This is a genomic window from Pseudoalteromonas sp. T1lg24 (genome assembly GCF_002964745.1).
GTDB lineage: Bacteria > Pseudomonadota > Gammaproteobacteria > Enterobacterales > Alteromonadaceae > Pseudoalteromonas > Pseudoalteromonas spongiae.
This window is the reverse complement of the sequence record NZ_PQCB01000033.1, coordinates 474,507-491,927: the sequence shown is the minus strand read 5'-3', so window position 1 is coordinate 491,927 and position 17,421 is coordinate 474,507. Positions and strand designations below refer to the sequence as shown.

Sequence of the window (17,421 nt, the reverse complement as noted above, 5' to 3'; positions counted from 1 at the left end):
AAACTCGCGCTGCTCGGTATTTTAATTAGTGTCACCATAATCGGGCTGTTTAAAGTTGCGGGGCCTGCAGCACCTTTTGCTCTATTGATGCTGCCGTTCGCGCTGTATTTCACCGTGCGATTTAGCGTTATTTTTGTCATTTTATTTATTCTATTTAGTTATTTTCGTATTCACGAAGCGTTCCCCGTATTAATGCCGCTCAAGATCCCAAAATTATTGGCTTTGGCGTCACTATTCGGCATTGCGTGGCATTTGTTTTTAAGTAAAAAGCTCACACCGTTTTGGCACCCAGCGCACAGTGCGTTTATGTTCTTTTTTGCTTGGTTAACCTTATGCGTAATGATGGCGACAAATCGTGGTATGGCCATTGAGTATTGGAGTTCAACCCTAACCAAAGTATTGATTATGGTGTTTGTTATTAGCTGGTGGATCAATACGCCAAAAGCGTTCGGCATTGCCCGGCTTGGTATTATGGTGAGTGGGGCGTTAATTGCTAGTGTTGCCGTCTCTAACAAGCTTAATGGTATTGGCTTAGTAGAAGGTCACGGGTTACGATTTCGCGTCATTTACAATCGCAAATTGGCGACCCAAACGATCTTTCCTTGGTGCTCTTGTTTCCGGTTTCGTTTTTGTGTGCCGAGCTTTTTAATAAAGAAAGCAAAACGATTTACCGTGTATTTGCGTTTATTGCACTGTGCTTGGTGGTGTACGGCATTATTGCAACACAAAGCCGAGGCGGGTTATTAGGCGTAATGGCGATTGTTGCATACTTTTTGGCGCGTACCATCAAAAACCCCGTGGTATTAGTGTCTATTTTAGGGTTTGGTTTAGCGGTGCTCTTGGTCGCTGCGGGGATCAGCGACAGACAAAGTGGTGGGGCCGCAGAAAGCGGTATTGATGAATCAGCCATGGGACGGATTTATGCGTGGCAGGCGGCAATTAACATGGCGCTATCAAACCCATTCACCGGCGTAGGGGTAAACAACTTTTACGTTAACTACTTCTTTTACAGTCCGCACTGGGATGGCAAAAATCACGCGGTGCACAGTACTTGGTTCCAAGTGCTTGGTGAAACCGGATTTGTCGGAATTTCGCTTTTTGCAACGCTAATCGCAACGATTTATCGCACATTGAAGCGCAGTGGCTCCAAAGTGAAGTTTTGTCATCAAGCTAATTTGCTTGTTAACGTACAAGCGCTAAAGGCGGGATTAATTGGCTTTGTGGTGTCTGGCACTTTTTTAACTCAGGCATTTACCTGGCCTATCTACATTATTTTATCGCTCAGTATTGCTTTGGAACAAATGCTGCAAACGTTAAGTAAAGATACGCAGGAGAATCGTCATGATAGCTGATGTTAAAAATTGGGTGAAAAGCAGTGATTCAGGCTTTGGTAAATTTTGTCGCGGTAGCTTTTATGCAATTAAGCATATTGAAATGCCGGTTGTGCCAGTATTTTACAAAATACTGTTTGCACTTCATCGAAGCAGTAAAACGATTTGGCACAATACACTGCAGTTTCTTTATTTTACGCCCATGTTTAAAAGCCAAGTAAGCGGCAGTAAAAAGCGCTTAACCTTACAGTGCGGTATGCCACAAGTTATTGGTGCACTTGCAATTAGCTTAGGTGACGATGTCAGAATGTCGGGCATTGCAACCTTTTGTGGCCGTTATCACTCGGGTCGCATAGCAAAGTTAATTATTGGCAATAATGTGGATGTGGGTTGGCAAAACGCCTTTTCCGTAGGCACAAAAATTGAGTTACAAGATGATGTGCGTTTAGCTGGAAAAGTATTTTTAGCAGGCTTTCCTGGTCACCCGTTAAATTACGCCGAGCGCGCCAAAGGTAAACCCGATTTACCAGAGCAAGCGGGCGATATCATTATAAAACAAGGTGCTTGGATAGGCACTGGTGCAACGGTTTTGGCAGGCGTTACTGTTGGCAAAGGGGCGATAGTTGCTGCAAATGCGGTCGTCACCAAAGATGTGGCCGACTTTACACTTGTTGCAGGCAATCCGGCCAAAGTGATTAAGCGTGTAGATTAAGGAGCAAGTTATGAAATTTGTCGTATTTGCAGAAGACTGGGGGCGTCATCCAAGTAGTACCCAGCATATTTTTAAAGTGATTGCCGAGCGATACGATGTAACTTGGTTTAACTCCGTAGGTATGCGCAAACCTAAAATTAATTTTACCGATATTAAGCGTGTGTTAGGTAAGGTTAAATTGATGATGGCTGGAAACGTTAAAGCACCGAGCGACAAACTACCCGTTGAAGCGCGTAACCCCCTAATTTTGCCCTGGCATGATAACAAGTGGGCGACGCGTTTTAATAAGCGTCAAGTTGCCAAAACTCTCGACTTGTCGTCACATGAACCAATTATCTACTGGGTGAGTGTGCCTACCGCCATTAATATGATTCAACTGCGCCCACAAGACCGCTTAATTTATTATTGTGGCGATGATTTTTCCAGCTTGGCAGGAGTTGATTACGACTTGGTAAAAGCAAGCGAAGAGCGCCTTATTCACATGGCACATAATATTTATGTGGTGAGTAAAGTGCTGCTCGATAAAATGCCCAAACATAAAACGCAAATGCTCGAACACGGCGTTGATTATGATTTATTTAGTGATATCAAAAAGCCACATTCACAACTTCATAACTTGAGTAATGTAATTGGTTTTTATGGCTCAATCTCAAAGTGGCTAGATGTCGATTTGTTGATAAAGCTTGCCAAAGCGAGGCCAAATTATCATTTGGTACTGATTGGAAAGGCTGATATTGATATTAGCGCGCTCATTGCTTTACCGAATGTAACTTATATTTCGCAAATTGCTCATCATCAATTAGCGAGTTTTTCTCAGCATTGGCAAGTATCATTGTTACCGTTTTTAGATAATGGTCAAATAAAAGCGTGTAACCCCCTAAAATTAAAAGAATATTTAGCCGCTGGTAAACCGATTGTGTCAACCCATTTTCCCGCAGTGGAACGCTATAAAGACATGGTGCTCATTGCGAAAGATCACGCCGGCTTTATTGCCCGTGTTGATCACGCGATGGTGATATCTAAAAACCCATTTCTTGATTGGCGCACACCGTCACAGCAGCACGTCGCAAGACATAGCTGGCAACAAAAAGCAGCATTTGTGCTGGAACAACTAACATAAGCACTGTTTAAAGTGCTTATGTTTTTTCTGCCATGGTTGGCTATCGAATTACACCATCACATTTCTTAGCAATCAGTTTATATTTTTGATTTTACAATCCGTTTTTAAAAAGTTGCGTTAAAAGTTCGGTACGCAACAATTTCTTGAACAGCATCATCTTTCGCGATTTTTTCAGCGCGGTTAAAAAGTCGTTTATTTAATTCATGCTCCCAATAGTTGGCGCTGAACTTGCGATAGTTATATCAAAGGGGTGAAAAAACGGTGTTTTTCACATTTTGATATAGCAAATCGCTAAATTGCGTTGCAATTTGCGAATTAGGATTAGAAATGGTTTTTACGATTGCGCAAATTAAAAAGCTTATCTACCTAGCCTTATACACCATGTATGAGCGCTGGCAGCTTATTGCGTTACCGATGATCATTGTGCCGATTGCTGTGATTGCAATTTCAATTAGCAGTGAAAAGCAATATACCAATCACGCGACTATTTTGATTGAAGAGTCTGCGTTGTTAAATCCTTTCTTAGATGAGCTTGAGTTCTCATTTGAATTATCGGCCCGTATGGATGCGCTACGCACTTTGGTACTAAGTCGTAAAAATTTAACTGAAGTAGTAAAAGAGGTTGGTTTAGTGGATGACTTAACCAATCAACTTGAAGTTGAAAAAATGCAGCAAAAATTAGCCAGTGCCATTTCAATTTCACTGGTGGGCGATGAGTTAGTGCGTATTCACTTTAAATGGAACAAACGCGAACAAATGAAACCAGTGCTTGAAGCACTGGTTGAGAAATTTATTGAGCGTTTGTTAGCGCCAACCAAAGCATCCCTTGATACGTCAGAAACATTTTTGAAAAACCAACTTGAAGAGTTGCGCCTGCAACTTGAACTTGCTGAAGATAAATTAGCAAAGTTTAAGCGTGATAACCGTGAAGCGCTGCCTGAATTATTAAATGTGAACCAAGATACCCTGGCGCGTTTAGAGCAAGAAAAACAGCAAAAATTAGTCGACCTAAGCGGCGCAAAAGCACGCCTAGCTACGCTCAAAAAACAACTTGCCAAAGCGAATCCTGTGAAAGGCCGCTTAGTTGATAGCATTATGCGTATTGAGGCGGATATTGCGCTATTACGCACCCGTTATACAGACCAGCACAGCAAGGTTCAGGCAAAATTACGCGAACTCGAAACCTTACAAATTCGCAAGCAAGAAATAGAGAGTCAAGCAAAGCCATTTGAAGAGGCTGATTTAGATTCACTGTGGCAAATCGCCAATAGTTTACCGTTAGGTGCTAACGCCAAAGACAGCGCATTACTGGTTGCGCAGCTTATTACCTTGGAAGAAGCTGAAAATAATGTCGCACAGTTAAAGAATGAAATTGAGATGCTAAGCGAACAGCTATCGGTTGTCTCAACACGCCTTTCAAGTTCAAGCGAAATTGATAAAGCACTGCGCCAACTGCAACGGGATTATCAAGTGAAGCAAACCTTGTATTCCGAAATGCTTGAGCGTTATGAAATGTCAAAAGTGACAGGGCAATTAGTACGCTATGAGGGCCCTGATAAAGTAAAAACCATTGAACGCGCATACAGCCCAACATCACCGATTAATCAATCGTTGGTGGTAAGCATCATTCTGGGCATTGTACTTGGCCTATTTAGCGCAGCGGCACTCACATTTGTTGCCATGATCACTGACTTACGTGTACGCGATGAAGCAACGATAGAAACGATTGCAGGGCAACGCGTATTAACCAAATTACCCATTATGAACGATGTCACTGTACATCGAATCGACTAATTGGAGGCATTATGAATAACATTATTCAACTAATTCAGCACCCACAGGTGGGCGGGCTTGAAAAAATGGCATTTGGCCTTTGCTGTAGTGAAATAACAAATTCAAAAATGTTTTTAGTAGCGATGGAAGGCACTAAAAAAGGGGCGATTAAAGCATGGCCTCAGCTGGAAGAATTAAACAACTTTTACTGTTTAAATAAAGCGCAGGGCGTGAGTTGGCAAACAGTTAAAAAGCTCGTTGCTCTTATTGATAAGTTTGATATTAACGTAATTCACAGCCACCATATTGGCCCCATGTTGTACGCCAGTTTAGCCAAAATGCTAAGACCCAAAGTACAGCATATTCATACCCTGCATGATGCGTGGTATTTAACGGATTTCAAATACCGTATGTTCACGAAAGCGATTGGTAAGTGCACCCCAATTACCATAGTGGCAGATGCAAAAGCGGTCGCAGAGCTTGCTCAAAAACAGGCCAAAATTAAACCAGCTCATGTGGTGCACAATGGTATTGATACAGACTATTTTACGCCAGTCTCACGTTACAGCGCTCGCAAAAAATTAGGGCTACCACATAATTACACGCTAATTGGCTGTGCCGCCCGTGTTGAAGAGGGAAAGGGCCATAAGTCCATGCTTCGAACGCTCACAACACTACCTTATAAGGTACATATGGTGTTTGCGGGTTGCGGCAGTCAACTTGAGAAAATGAAAGCGTATGCGGAACAACTTGGTGTTGCAGACAGGGTTTACTGGCTTGGGTGTGTATCAGATATGCCAAGCTTTTACTCGGCCATTGATGTGTTTTGCTTGTATTCAGAGCGAGAAGGGTTGCCACTATCGATTTTAGAAGCGATGGCTTGTAATCGCCCCGTGGTTGCTAGTGATGTGGGGGGGATTAGCGAGGTTGTGAATACACCACATGGGTTTGTATTACCTATAAATCAAGAACAGTTACTTGCGCCAAATTTATTAAAAGCACTTTCACTGAATTATGGCACTCGTATTCGTCAATATGCGTTATCACAAGCAACACTAAAAGTGATGGCAAATCGTTACAACAAAATCTATCAACACGCGATGGTATAAGGAGTTCGTTATGCTTTGGTTTATCATAATATTTGTTGCTGTTTTATTTATTTACCATCATTTTATTTATCCAAAGTTGCTGGCGATGTTGGCGGCAAAAGCGCCGCAACAGGTGATTGATGAAACGCCGCTTAGCCATCGAGAAACGCCGTCGATTGGGGTTTTTATCGCGGCCTACAATGAGGCCGATTACATCGAAGAAAAACTGCATAATTTGGCTTCGCAGCTTTATCCAAATGATAAAATGGGCATTCATATTGTTGGTGATGGCTGCACTGATGCAACCGCTGATGTTGTAAAACGTGTTAGCGCGCATTTACACGAGCAATTTATTTATTGTACATACGATGAAATTGCCGTGAACGCGGGTAAAGTGAATGCGCTCAATACCCTAATAAAACGTTATCGCGATGAGTACGACATTATTGTTTTCACTGATGTAAGCGCATTGATGAGTGTTAACTGCCTCGAGCAAGTGGCTAAATCAATGGTTAATAAAGACGTTGTTGCGGTTTCAGGTAACTATTTACCAAAGAGTTCAGCGCATGGCTGTTTAGATAAGTACTGGCAATATCAAAACGCCGTACGTCGACTTGAAGGGCAACTTGGTGCAGTGAATGGGTTTGCTGGAGCCATGTTCGCCATGCGTGCACACAAGGTTACACCACTTTTATCAAAAACCATTAACGATGACTTTGTGCAGTTGGTGTCAGCGCTTGGTAAAGAGCAATGCGCCAGTTTTAACGATCAGATCGCCATAATCGAATGCGAACAAGACAATCAAACACAAGATTTCAGCCGTCGTATTCGCATTGGCGCGGGAAATTGGCAGCAATTAAACACCATATTCAAGCGTGTAAACCAGTTTAGTTTGGCGCAAACGTTCAGCTTTTTTTCTAATAAAGTACTGCGTGGAGTCATGCCCGTAATGCTGTTTGGCGCACTTGCCGCATTAACTATGTTAGCTGTGTTAGGTGATATCGCGGCGCAATTGCTGCTTGGTAGCATGCTGTTTATCAACCTAATTGGAGTGATAAAAGCGATGTTTAAATGGCGTACAGCCTTACCTTTAATTGATTCCGTTAACTATGTAATAACCAGTTACTTAGCGGGCTTGATTGGCATTGTGTCACTTTCTCGATACAAAACAGCTTGGCGCAGAGTGTCGTCATCTAAACCGGGAGTTTCAATGATTGCGTTTTGCAAACGCAGTATTGATATTCTCGGAGCAGTGATTGGTTTAACCTTATTCTCGCCAATTATATTGCTTGCTGGTATTGCGATTAAACTCGATTCAAAAGGAGGCGTAATTTACAAGCAATTACGTGTCGGGCGTATTAACGAAGATAGAACCGATTTAATCTATGTTTACAAGCTACGCAGCATGCGTTTTGACGCCGAAAAAGCAACCGGCGCCGTGTGGGCTCAGGGTAACGACCCTCGTATTACGCGTGTTGGCCGCTTTTTAAGAAAAACCCGCATCGATGAATTACCACAATTTTGGAATGTACTCAAAGGTGATATGTCGCTGATTGGCCCGCGTCCAGAACGCCCGAGTTTTTACACTAAATTAGAACGTGAAATTCCGTATTTTATTCAGCGTACCTATGGCATTAAACCTGGTATTTCGGGGCTTGCTCAAGTAATGAATGGCTATGATGAAAGTGTAGAAGATGTACGCAACAAAATTGCGTGGGATTATTCGTACGTTTTATCAATGTCGCGGTTTTCAACCTGGCTTAAAATGGAATGCGACATCTTATTTAAAACCATTAAGGTAGTGGTACTTGGTAAAGGACAATAGCATTGCAAAATGCAACGAGCTGCGTCTAGCTTGTTGCATTTTGCTATTTAAAACATTTTTTAAATTTTAACCTACTGAAATTTAAGTAAATAAATTTTGGCATTCTATTTGGTTGTTATTAGTCATAGTCTCAAAAGAGGATATGATTATGAACAACTTACTTCCCACTAAAGAGCAAAACAACACCTTAACGGTTGAGCTTCCGCATGATTTTTCGGGCTTAAATGTAGATAAATATCGCGAGCATTTTGAGTGTTTTGCTGCGACACAGCATGATTCGGTGGTGCTTGATTTTGGCAATACCGAATTTATCGATTCGTCAGGTATTGGTGCTATGGTGTTTTTGTTCAAACGCATTGAACAGCGTGGCATTTCAATGTTGCTGCTTGATGTGTCAGGTCAACCGGAAAAGCTAATGAAGCTGCTACGTGTTGACGCCACCATTCCATTTATTAGCTCAGCTGCTGCTTAAATAAGGAATGCCATTATGGATAAGTTACTGCCTATTGCCTGTGTTGTTGGTATTTGTTCTGGATGTACTACATGGCCTGAAGAAGGTCGAGGTGGCTGGGCAGAACTTTACCATCCTGATGCACCACAAAATATCGATGGCTTAGAAAGTGCGTTGCCATTTCAAGTGATGAATGAATTCGAGCACCTTTCTTTAAAGCTCGACTGGCTAAAAAGTCGTGGTATCAAGCACTGTATGCCTGGGCAGCTGTATCAAGCCGAGTTAATGTTGACGCGAATTAACCGCACAATAGCTGCGGATATGTATTCGCAAGCGCAATTAGATATGCGTACCTTTTATCATCAGTTACAACAGCTAGAGAATCACTTTGAGCGTGTGATCAGTAATACGCACTGTATTGCTGAAAGCAAAAATGATGACCAAAAACTATTAACGAAATTGGAAGATTTGCTTAATAGCGATAATCAGTTTGCTTTTGATAGTTTTGAAGTGACCCCAAAATACCGTGTGCGATTAGCGCAAAGTGCTGAATTATTGAAAATGTTACCTGCGACACAAGTGTTATTGGTGGGTCACACCGATATTAAAGGCAGCAAAGTAAGTAATTTTGAATTGGCATACAAACGTGCTGAAAGCGTAAAAAGCTGGTTAACCCTTTATGGTGTTAACCCCGAACAGGTCAATACGTTAGCGCAAGGTGCACAAGTGCCATTTAGTAACGAAGGTGAATCAGTGCAAAAGCAGCACTCAGATCGTCGTGTAAATGCCTATATTCTTGCAACCTCGGCAAAAGCCGCAGAACTCACTAAGGTAAAGCCTTTGACCGAATGGACAAGCGCTTTGGAAGATAAGGAGTGATCGTCATGAAATTCACTATTTATTTAATGCTACTGTGTTGGTTTTTAAGCTTTTCGCTTGCTGCTAACGACGACGAAGCGGTAATCGAAGTAGGTAATAAAATCTATTTTAATGTACCGGGTGAAGTTGAATTTGAAAGCACCTTTGAAGTTGACGATAAAGGCTTTGTTGAACTACCTGAAATTGGCAAAGTAAAACTTGCAGGTAAAACGCCTAAACGCGCTGAATCAGAAGTTAAACTCAAGCTTGCTGGCGTTTACAAAGCGCTTGGTAAGTTTTATTTAGAAGTGCGTTCACGTGATTTACTGGTTACCGTGCTTGGCTATGTAAATAACCCGTCGCAAGTAAGTATTCCTGCTAATGGCAACATTCAAATGGTGATTGCGAAAGCCGATGGCATTAAGCCAGGTGCCCAGCTCAATAAACTGCAAATTCGCCGTGATGACACCACCACCACGTTCGATTACAAAGCGTATCTTGATAGCGGTGATGTCGCGTTATTACCTAAATTACGCTCAGGCGATACCGTGTTTGTACCTGTGTCACCGCTTTTAGGTAATGTGCAAATAGACTTTGATGCGCAAACACTTTCAAGCGCAGGTGATGCCGACGGCCAAGGTCAAGCAGTAACATTATTTGGAGAACTGCACAGCCCTGGTAGTTTTTCGTATAAACCAGATATGAATATTATTGATGCGTTAATGCGTGCTGAAGGCGTAACGCGTTACGCCGATGTAACTAAAATTCGCGTTATTCAAAACAACACGCCAACTATCTTTGATTTGAAGCAGTACTTGGATTCAGGCGATACTAGCTTGCTGCCAAAAATTGGCGCGGGCACCACGATTTTTGTGCCGATTATGGTAGATGATGTTAACACCACAGCGCGCACCGTCTACATTATGGGTGAAGTGCAAAAGCCGGGTGCTTATGAGGCAAGTAATCAAATTGGCTTTTTAGATATTCTCGCCAATGCTGGTGGTCCAACGCGGTTTGCGGAAACCCGCCAAATCAAAATATTAACCCCAGCCGGTAATAATATTCTGTTCGACTTACAAGCTTATAGCGAAGGTTATCAAATTGTGTCGATCCCTGATATTGCACCTGGTGACGTGATCTTTGTGCCCGAGAAAACCGACTTAAATGAAAAAAGTTGGCTAAAAGTAGCGCCGACCCGCGCAGTGAAAATTATGGGCGCAATTCATCACCCTGGTCGCTACGAATGGAGTGACGAAATGGACTTTACCGATTTATTTGCCCATGCAGGGGGGCCAACAAAAGGTGCTAATGTAAACGATATTAAAATCATTCGCCAAGGCCAGCTGTTACAGCGCTTTAGTTTAGATGAATATGCAAATAGCGACGGTGACAGCTACCCACTACCAACCATTATTGCTGGCGATACCATTATTGTTGAAGAGTTACCACACGACCCGAAAGATAATAAGTCGCAGTGGGTGCGTCAAGATGCGAAAAGTTCTATTTATGTGTTAGGACAGGTTGGCGCGCCGGGTCGCTATGCATTTGATAAGTCTTTACATTTCCTTGATATTATCTCAGCGGCAGATGGCCCTACGGATGATGCCGACTTACGTAATATTCGTGTGACGCATCGCAACGGCACGCAATCGCGCGTTAGTAAACTTAACTTAGCACTATACTTTGAAACTGGCGACGAAACCTTGTTCCCTCGCGTATTACCGGGCGATACGATTTTCGTACCGGAAAAAAGCAAAGACTGGTTACGCCAACCAAAAGACCAAGTAGTACGCATTATGGGCGCGATTAAACAGCCTGGTCGTTATAGCTTTGATGATTCAATGTCACTGCTTGACGTATTAGCCGAGGCAGGCGGACCGACTTCCGATGCCTTAATCAGTAAAATTGTGGTGATTAACCATGGCTGTTGCAAAGAGCAATCGCGCCGCTTCGATTTAGAGAAGTTTATCAAACAGCCTAATTCAGCGAATATTCCGCTGCTGCGTGCAGGTGATACGGTCTATATTCCAGATCAAGGTCAAGATTTTACTCAGCGTGCTAAAAACTCATTAGTCGACATTTTAACAGTAATTGCATTGGCGGTGAGCTTATGAGAATTATTCCAAAACAGTATCAAGAACTTGAGCTTATTTTTGAGTCCATTAATAGTGAAAAAGCGCGTTGTATTGCATTTGCATCACCTAATGGTCACTCAGGTGCCACGTCTTTGGCAATCAGTGTGGCGAAACGTTTAAGCGGGCGTAACGAACGGGTTTTGGTGATTGATCTGAATACCTGTAACCCACTAACAGGGAAAGATCTTGTTAGTATGCCAAATGCATTAGCCAAATGGTCATTTGGTGATATTAGCTGTCAGCTAAATGCGCAATCGATAGATGACTTTTATTTTTTAAGCATCACGCAATTACAAGACTTAGCGCTAGTACGCGAAAAAGACGTGTTTGATATGGCGATTCTGATGCTGAAACAAGAGTTCGACTATATTTTGTTTGATATGTCGCCAATTTGTAAACGCAATCACGCGAATTTTCCGCTTCACTTGTTAATGTCGGTAACCGATTTATTGCTGTTAGATATTGCCCTTGGTAAAACAACACAAGAGACACTCGATGCGGTAATTAGTGAATTAAAATCAGCCCACTGCAGGCGCTTTGAAATAGTGGTGAGTCAAATGTATATGCCACCACTTGGGGAGCGTTTGATTGATAGCATTAATCGTCGCTTTAGACGATTACCTAAAGTGAAACATCGTTTGATCAATATCGTTAATCGTCAGCAGTGGCTGTTTCAAGGGGTGTAATAATGAATGTATTGTTTTACAGGCGCTTTAACTTAATTTGGTCGACCTTACATTCAGTGCGTGAAATTTTACTTACCTTGCTTGCAACTATGGATGTTGAAAACGACGATATTGATAACACCGGCCTTGTTGTCACCGAATATTTAACTAATCTTATTCGTCACAGTGAAGGGGAAGACGAAGCGGTTACCTTAGTCATAGGGCGCACACTCAACAGCATTAAAATTGAGTTAATCGATCCAACTAGTTATTTTCACCCAGCTAATTCAAAAGGCCAACATACCGACCTCGCAGATGGCGAACTGCGCGAGGGGGGAATGGGGCTTGCGTTAATCGAACATTATTTTCCTGATTTTCGTTATTTTGAAAAACACGGTAAAAATCATTTTAGCTTTGCCTTACCGCTTAAAAAAGTGAAAAACCGTGTCGTGATTATTGATGATGAACACGCCAGCTTACAGCTAGTAAACGCCTATTTAGAGCGTGATTATGACTGTCACGCTTTTACGGACGAGCATCAAGCGTATCAATATTTGATGGCGCATAACGTTGATTTGCTATTAATTGATATGAACTTAAACGCCATGTTGGCCGATGAATTTATCTCTAATATTAAACAGCTAAGTCACCTAAACAATATTGGTATTGTGGTGATTTCGGGCGATGGTAGTCGAGAGACCATGCTAAAGGCCCATTTATGTGGTGTTGATGACTATTTAGTTAAGCCTGTAAAAAAAGAGCAATTAGAAATTGTTTGTGAGCGAGTTAAAAGCCGTTGTGTCTCGCGTTCGGTTAATATTTCAAAAGGCGAGTTGGCAGCCCACAAAGATAAATTTGAGCTCGGAGCGCTATCGGCAATTTCATTTGGCAATGTTGCTGCGGGTAGTGGCGGTGATGTTTTAGTATCGGTAAACAAACAAGATCGCAGCTATGTGTTCTTTGGCGATGTTATGGGTCATGGCGAAAGTGCAAACCGCGTTGCGCTGCAACTAAAAGGGTACGTACTGGGTTTATTTAACTGCCCATTGGATTCACTTGCTGATTTTGTTAACGGATTGGCAAAGAGCTTACCTAACCAAGATTTTATGCAGCAGAGTCTTGTCACGTTTATCGCATTGGAAATTAACGAGCGGCATATTTCACTGATTAACGCAGGGCATCCGCTACCGATTGTATTATCACAGCAGCAAATAGTAACAAACATCGGTAACAGCCAGCCCTTACTTGGGCTCGACCGAGACTATGAATATCACAGCGAATGTTATCAGCTCGAGCACGGCCATTCACTGGTAATGGCGACCGATGGTTTGTTTGAAAATCATGAAAATTGCTTTGAGCTACAGCAGCTAGTTGAGGCGATTAACACTGCCAATATAAGCGCAATAGGCACTGATTTAAGTCAACTTTGGTATAAATGTTTGCCAAGATTATCAAAAGAAATTGACGATTCGTCTCTACTAGTACTTAATTAGAATAAGGAAATACTTAAATGTGATCAGGAGTTTGCCTATGCCAAATAAGATCTTAATTGTCGAAGATACGGAATCGTTAGCGCTGTTGTACCAGTCATACCTTATTCCCACTGGCATGCACAGCGATGTAGCGTACACAGGACAAGAGGCCTTAGATTATTTAGCAAGCAATAAACCTGATCTGATCATGCTAGATGTGATGCTGCCCGATATGAGCGGTATGGACATTTTAGCGCAACTTCCCGTTAACGATAGACCAAAAGTCGTGGTGCTAACCGCCCATGCCAGTAAAGAAATAGCAGTTGATGCTATTCGCTATGGTGCCGCCGATTTTATTGAAAAGCCCGTTGATGCTGAGCGTTTTCGTATCACAGTTAATAACGCATTAAAGCTTAATTCGCTAAGTGAAACCGTTGAAAAATACCAATCACGGTTTGAAAACGGTCGATTTTGCGAATTGATTGGCAGCTCAGCGCCAATGCAATCGGTTTATCAAATCATCAGCAATGCCGCTAACAGTAAAGCGACGGTATTTATTACAGGTGAAAGTGGCACCGGTAAAGAGCTGTGCGCTCGCGCGGTACACCAATGCAGTGAACGCAGTAAAAAACCATTTATCGCGATAAACTGTGCGGCGATTCCAAAAGATTTGATTGAAAGTGAAATTTTTGGTCATGTAAAAGGCGCGTTTACCGGTGCAACAAACTCTCGTGAAGGTGCCGCAGGCATGGCCGACGGTGGCACCCTGTTTCTTGATGAATTGTGTGAAATGGATCTCAATTTACAAAGTAAATTGCTGCGTTTTATTCAAACTGGCTGCTTTCAAAAGGTCGGCAGTGAGCAACAACAACAGGTTGATGTACGATTTGTCTGCGCAACCAATCGCGACCCATGGCTTGAAGTGCAAGCAGGGCGTTTTCGCGAAGACTTGTATTATCGACTTTATGTGATCCCTGTTCAGTTGCCGCCACTGCGTCAGCGCGGTACTGATGTGATTCAAATAGCCGAGGCGTTGTTTTCACGTATTGCTAAAGAAGAAGGCCAAACGTTCGAAGGGCTAAGTGATGACGCTAAACAACATTTAATGGCCTATAGTTGGCCTGGCAATGTACGTCAGCTTGAAAATATGATCCGCAACACCGTGGTATTGAATAGCCAGCCATGGATAGAAAAGCGGATGTTTCCGCCATTTCCACAAAGTAGTATGTCAACAGAGCCAGTGGTTGCTGCGCAGCCAATGGCAAATATGACGCCGCAATCAACTGCCGCGAGTATCGAAACCACTAACCTTTTACGCAGCTCCGATATTGAACCTTTGTGGATAGTTGAAAAGCGTTATATCGAAAAAGCGATAGCTTCGTGCAACGATAATGTGCCAAAAGCCGCAGCGCTTTTAGATATTAGCCCTTCCACCATCTACCGAAAAATGAAAACTTGGGAGCAAATGGAAGAGCAAGGTGTTACTAGTTAATGAGAGCATGTTGACCTTTACGGTTTGAAATACAGTTTACTGAGTTGAGTAAATTGCTCGCGACCTGAGTAAAAACGGTGCAATTTGCTGGTAGCATTTTTAATCAAGTAATTACGTTCTTGCTGCGACATAAACAATAATGTTTTTAAGCGATTAACCAGTGCGACTTGGGTTTGATCATCGGTTAACAGCCCGGTTTGATTATGTGCAATTACGCTGTCGATGGCCCCTACTCGGTTAGCAATACACACTATTTTATTGTCCATGGCCTCTAACAGCACCATTGGCAACCCTTCTTCACGTGAACAAATAACCAATACATCAATTGATTGCCAAAGTGACTTATCACTTTGATGACCGTGAAACTGTATGTTCTTTGGTGCATTACGTTTAAGCTCAGACGCCATATCGCCGTCACCATAGACATGAAATTGTAAACGCGGTTGCTGAGTGAAATGCTGCGCCAGCGCGACAAAACGGTCAGGCCCTTTTTCATATGATAGTCGTCCAACAAAGGCAATATTCAATACGCTATTGGACGGTTTAAGTTTAGGGTTATTTGGCACGATAAAATTAGCAATAAATTCACTGTTTTTAACCGTGTTTTTAAGATGTTGGGCAACAACTAGATTTTGCGAAAAGCCACTGGTGAGATGATCAAGCCAATTGTATAACCTTACTCGGCCTGCGCCTTTTTCACCGGCATGATATGTTGAAATACATAAGTTTCCGGTTACTTTGCAAGTAAGTCTACCAATAATGCCCGCTTTGTAACCATGGGTATGCAACACTGTGTTGCTGTGCTGTTTTAAATATTGATGCAAGCTAAGTGGTTTGCCATCTAAACATTGGTAAGTGCAATTTAAGGCTTCAAGTAATTTATAGAGTTGCATATTGTGATGGTCTTGGTAAAACAGTACTGACACAGGTACGTTGTTACGCTGCATTAGTTTCACTAATTCAACAATATGCGATTCAATGCCGCCAAATAGGCTAGAATCTAAGAAGAGCACAAGATTTCGCATAAATACCTCCCCAATAAGGAATGCTATGTTTAATCAAACAACTGTAAAACAACTTGAAGTCGACGTTGGTAAAGATGTTTTAGGCCAACTTTTCGCAGTATTTAAAAGTGAAGCAACCAAACTCACCGAACAGATTATGGCCGTTACTACCCTCGATAACGACGCTGTGCGTTTTAGCCACAGTTTAAAAAGCTGTGCCCGTTCATACGGTGCAGACCAACTTGGTGCCCTTGCAGAAACCCTTGAGGCCCATGCCAAAAATAACGACACTGCCTTTTTTGCGGAGCGTGCATTACTACCTGAAATACACAGTGCCACTATGGCTGCAATACCTATTTCCTAATGCACTTTAATACTGTAGTTCGGCTGTGTGTCATCTTGATACGGCAGTAATTGCTCAATAATGTGCTTTAACTGCGACTTATTGTGTGTGCTACTGTGCTGTTCTTTTTCAATTGCTCTTAAGTCCATCGCTTCAAATGCGTCTGGGGTTAAGCACACATCAAAAAACTTATAACCAAGAATTTCCACGGCTTTCGTTACTTGTTCATTTGCCGGAATTGAGTCAACAGCGCTGTGTTCAGGTACCAAATTTTCAATAAAAATACGGCAGCCCGAAGTGCGACATAACGCGTCACGAATATCGCTCAGTAAAAGCGGAGGCATAACACTTGTTAATAAGCTACCAGGGCCGAGTAAAATTAAATCTGCGTGAAGAATTGCCTCTACCGCTTGTTGATTGGCAACCACCGCTTTAGACAAACTTAAGTGCTTAGGAAAGGTTGAAAGCGCATCGACGTGGCACTCGCCAAAAACACGCTCGCCACTTTCACTTGTTGCCACTAAATCTACTGGGCCGTTAGCCATGGGTAAAATGGTGTGTTTTACCCCCAGCATGGCACAAAAAATCTTGATGGCGTCGCTGGTGTTATGCGTGACTTGGCTTAGCGCGCTTAATAATATATTGCCAAAACTGTGACCATTTAAGTCGTTGTTTTGTTCAAAACGTTGTTCGCTCAAAATAGTGAGCATATTTTCAGGGTTGCCAAGTGTTTCAGCGCAGCGACGAATATCACCAAAGGCAATTTGGCTTGGGTCTTGGCGCAGTCGGCCTGTGCTTCCGCCGTTGTCTGTTGTAGTTACAATTGCTGTGAGTTCACATGGCATATTTTTTAGCGCATCGAGCACCTGTGAAAGACCGTGACCACCACCTATACATACAATTTTCATAATACGCCCTCACCAAATTCTCTACAGAAAGTGATACAAGTTATGTACCAGCCAAAAATGGGTGAAAATATGACTTTATTTGCATTTTGCAATGCAGCTTGCAGGTACTTTCGCTAAACTGAATAACACGAGGGTCTGTTGACCTTTCAAGTTCGTTTTTACAGCAGTTTGATTGGGTTTTATACAAGTCAGAGGCTGCGTGGTATAGTTATTCTATGCGAGTCAGCCGATAACACAGTAGAAA

The 17,421-nt window shown here is 42.4% G+C and carries 15 protein-coding genes; 13 read left to right on the top strand and 2 right to left on the bottom strand.

Features of this window, described 5'->3' with window-relative positions:
• Window positions 1-605 precede the first annotated feature (605 nt).
• The 12 genes from C2M30_RS22160 (at window position 606) to C2M30_RS14225 (ending at window position 14,922) form a co-directional block, all read left to right on the top strand.
• The gene (locus C2M30_RS22160; RefSeq protein WP_442792814.1) at window positions 606-1,352 is read left to right on the top strand and encodes an O-antigen ligase family protein; all 747 of its coding nucleotides are present in this window, start codon (window positions 606-608) and stop codon (window positions 1,350-1,352) included.
• Window positions 1,342-2,043, top strand: a complete 702-nt coding sequence (locus C2M30_RS14275; RefSeq protein ID WP_105172119.1) for an acyltransferase — start codon at window positions 1,342-1,344, stop codon at window positions 2,041-2,043. Before C2M30_RS22160 ends, C2M30_RS14275 begins: the two co-directional genes overlap by 11 nt.
• Before the next feature lie 10 nt (window positions 2,044-2,053).
• Entirely contained in the window at window positions 2,054-3,163 is a 1,110-nt protein-coding gene (locus C2M30_RS14270) for a glycosyltransferase (protein WP_105172118.1), read from the top strand.
• A gap of 327 nt (window positions 3,164-3,490) precedes the next feature.
• On the top strand, window positions 3,491-4,957 hold the full coding sequence (locus C2M30_RS14265) for a GumC family protein (protein WP_105172117.1): 1,467 nt from the start codon (window positions 3,491-3,493) through the stop codon (window positions 4,955-4,957).
• A gap of 11 nt (window positions 4,958-4,968) precedes the next feature.
• Window positions 4,969-6,045 carry a glycosyltransferase gene (locus tag C2M30_RS14260; protein WP_105172116.1) on the top strand — a complete coding sequence of 359 codons (1,077 nt, stop codon included), beginning with the start codon at window positions 4,969-4,971 and terminating at the stop codon, window positions 6,043-6,045.
• A gap of 10 nt (window positions 6,046-6,055) precedes the next feature.
• Window positions 6,056-7,849, top strand: a complete 1,794-nt coding sequence (locus C2M30_RS14255; protein ID WP_105172115.1) for a sugar transferase — start codon at window positions 6,056-6,058, stop codon at window positions 7,847-7,849.
• Between the two features lie 148 nt (window positions 7,850-7,997).
• A complete protein-coding gene (locus tag C2M30_RS14250) occupies window positions 7,998-8,321 on the top strand; it encodes an STAS domain-containing protein (protein WP_105172114.1) in 324 nt (107 codons plus the stop codon).
• A 15-nt stretch (window positions 8,322-8,336) separates the two neighbouring features.
• A complete protein-coding gene (locus tag C2M30_RS14245) occupies window positions 8,337-9,179 on the top strand; it encodes an OmpA family protein (RefSeq protein ID WP_105172113.1) in 843 nt (280 codons plus the stop codon).
• Window positions 9,180-9,184: 5 nt separating this feature from the next.
• On the top strand, window positions 9,185-11,272 hold the full coding sequence (locus C2M30_RS14240; RefSeq protein ID WP_105172112.1) for an SLBB domain-containing protein: 2,088 nt from the start codon (window positions 9,185-9,187) through the stop codon (window positions 11,270-11,272).
• Window positions 11,269-11,979 (top strand): AAA family ATPase, encoded by a 711-nt coding sequence (locus tag C2M30_RS14235; protein WP_105172111.1) that lies wholly within the window; start codon window positions 11,269-11,271, stop codon window positions 11,977-11,979. Before C2M30_RS14240 ends, C2M30_RS14235 begins: the two co-directional genes overlap by 4 nt.
• Window positions 11,980-11,981: 2 nt before the next feature.
• A complete protein-coding gene (locus C2M30_RS14230) occupies window positions 11,982-13,451 on the top strand; it encodes a SpoIIE family protein phosphatase (protein WP_105172110.1) in 1,470 nt (489 codons plus the stop codon).
• Window positions 13,452-13,488: 37 nt separating this feature from the next.
• Entirely contained in the window at window positions 13,489-14,922 is a 1,434-nt protein-coding gene (locus C2M30_RS14225) for a sigma-54-dependent transcriptional regulator (RefSeq protein WP_105172109.1), read from the top strand.
• A gap of 17 nt (window positions 14,923-14,939) precedes the next feature.
• Here C2M30_RS14225 and C2M30_RS14220 read toward each other — a convergent pair whose 3' ends face one another.
• Complete coding sequence (locus C2M30_RS14220; RefSeq protein ID WP_105172108.1) at window positions 14,940-15,947, bottom strand: glycosyltransferase family 4 protein; 1,008 nt, start codon at window positions 15,945-15,947, stop codon at window positions 14,940-14,942.
• Between the two features lie 25 nt (window positions 15,948-15,972).
• Here C2M30_RS14220 and C2M30_RS14215 point away from each other — a divergent pair, with 25 nt between their 5' ends.
• Window positions 15,973-16,290 (top strand): Hpt domain-containing protein, encoded by a 318-nt coding sequence (locus C2M30_RS14215; protein ID WP_158683453.1) that lies wholly within the window; start codon window positions 15,973-15,975, stop codon window positions 16,288-16,290.
• On the opposite strand, the gene C2M30_RS14210 is transcribed toward C2M30_RS14215, so the two are convergent.
• A complete protein-coding gene (locus tag C2M30_RS14210; protein WP_105172107.1) occupies window positions 16,287-17,177 on the bottom strand; it encodes a gluconeogenesis factor YvcK family protein in 891 nt (296 codons plus the stop codon). The two genes, C2M30_RS14215 and C2M30_RS14210, sit on opposite strands and share 4 nt — an antisense overlap.
• Between the last annotated feature and the right edge of the window lie 244 nt (window positions 17,178-17,421).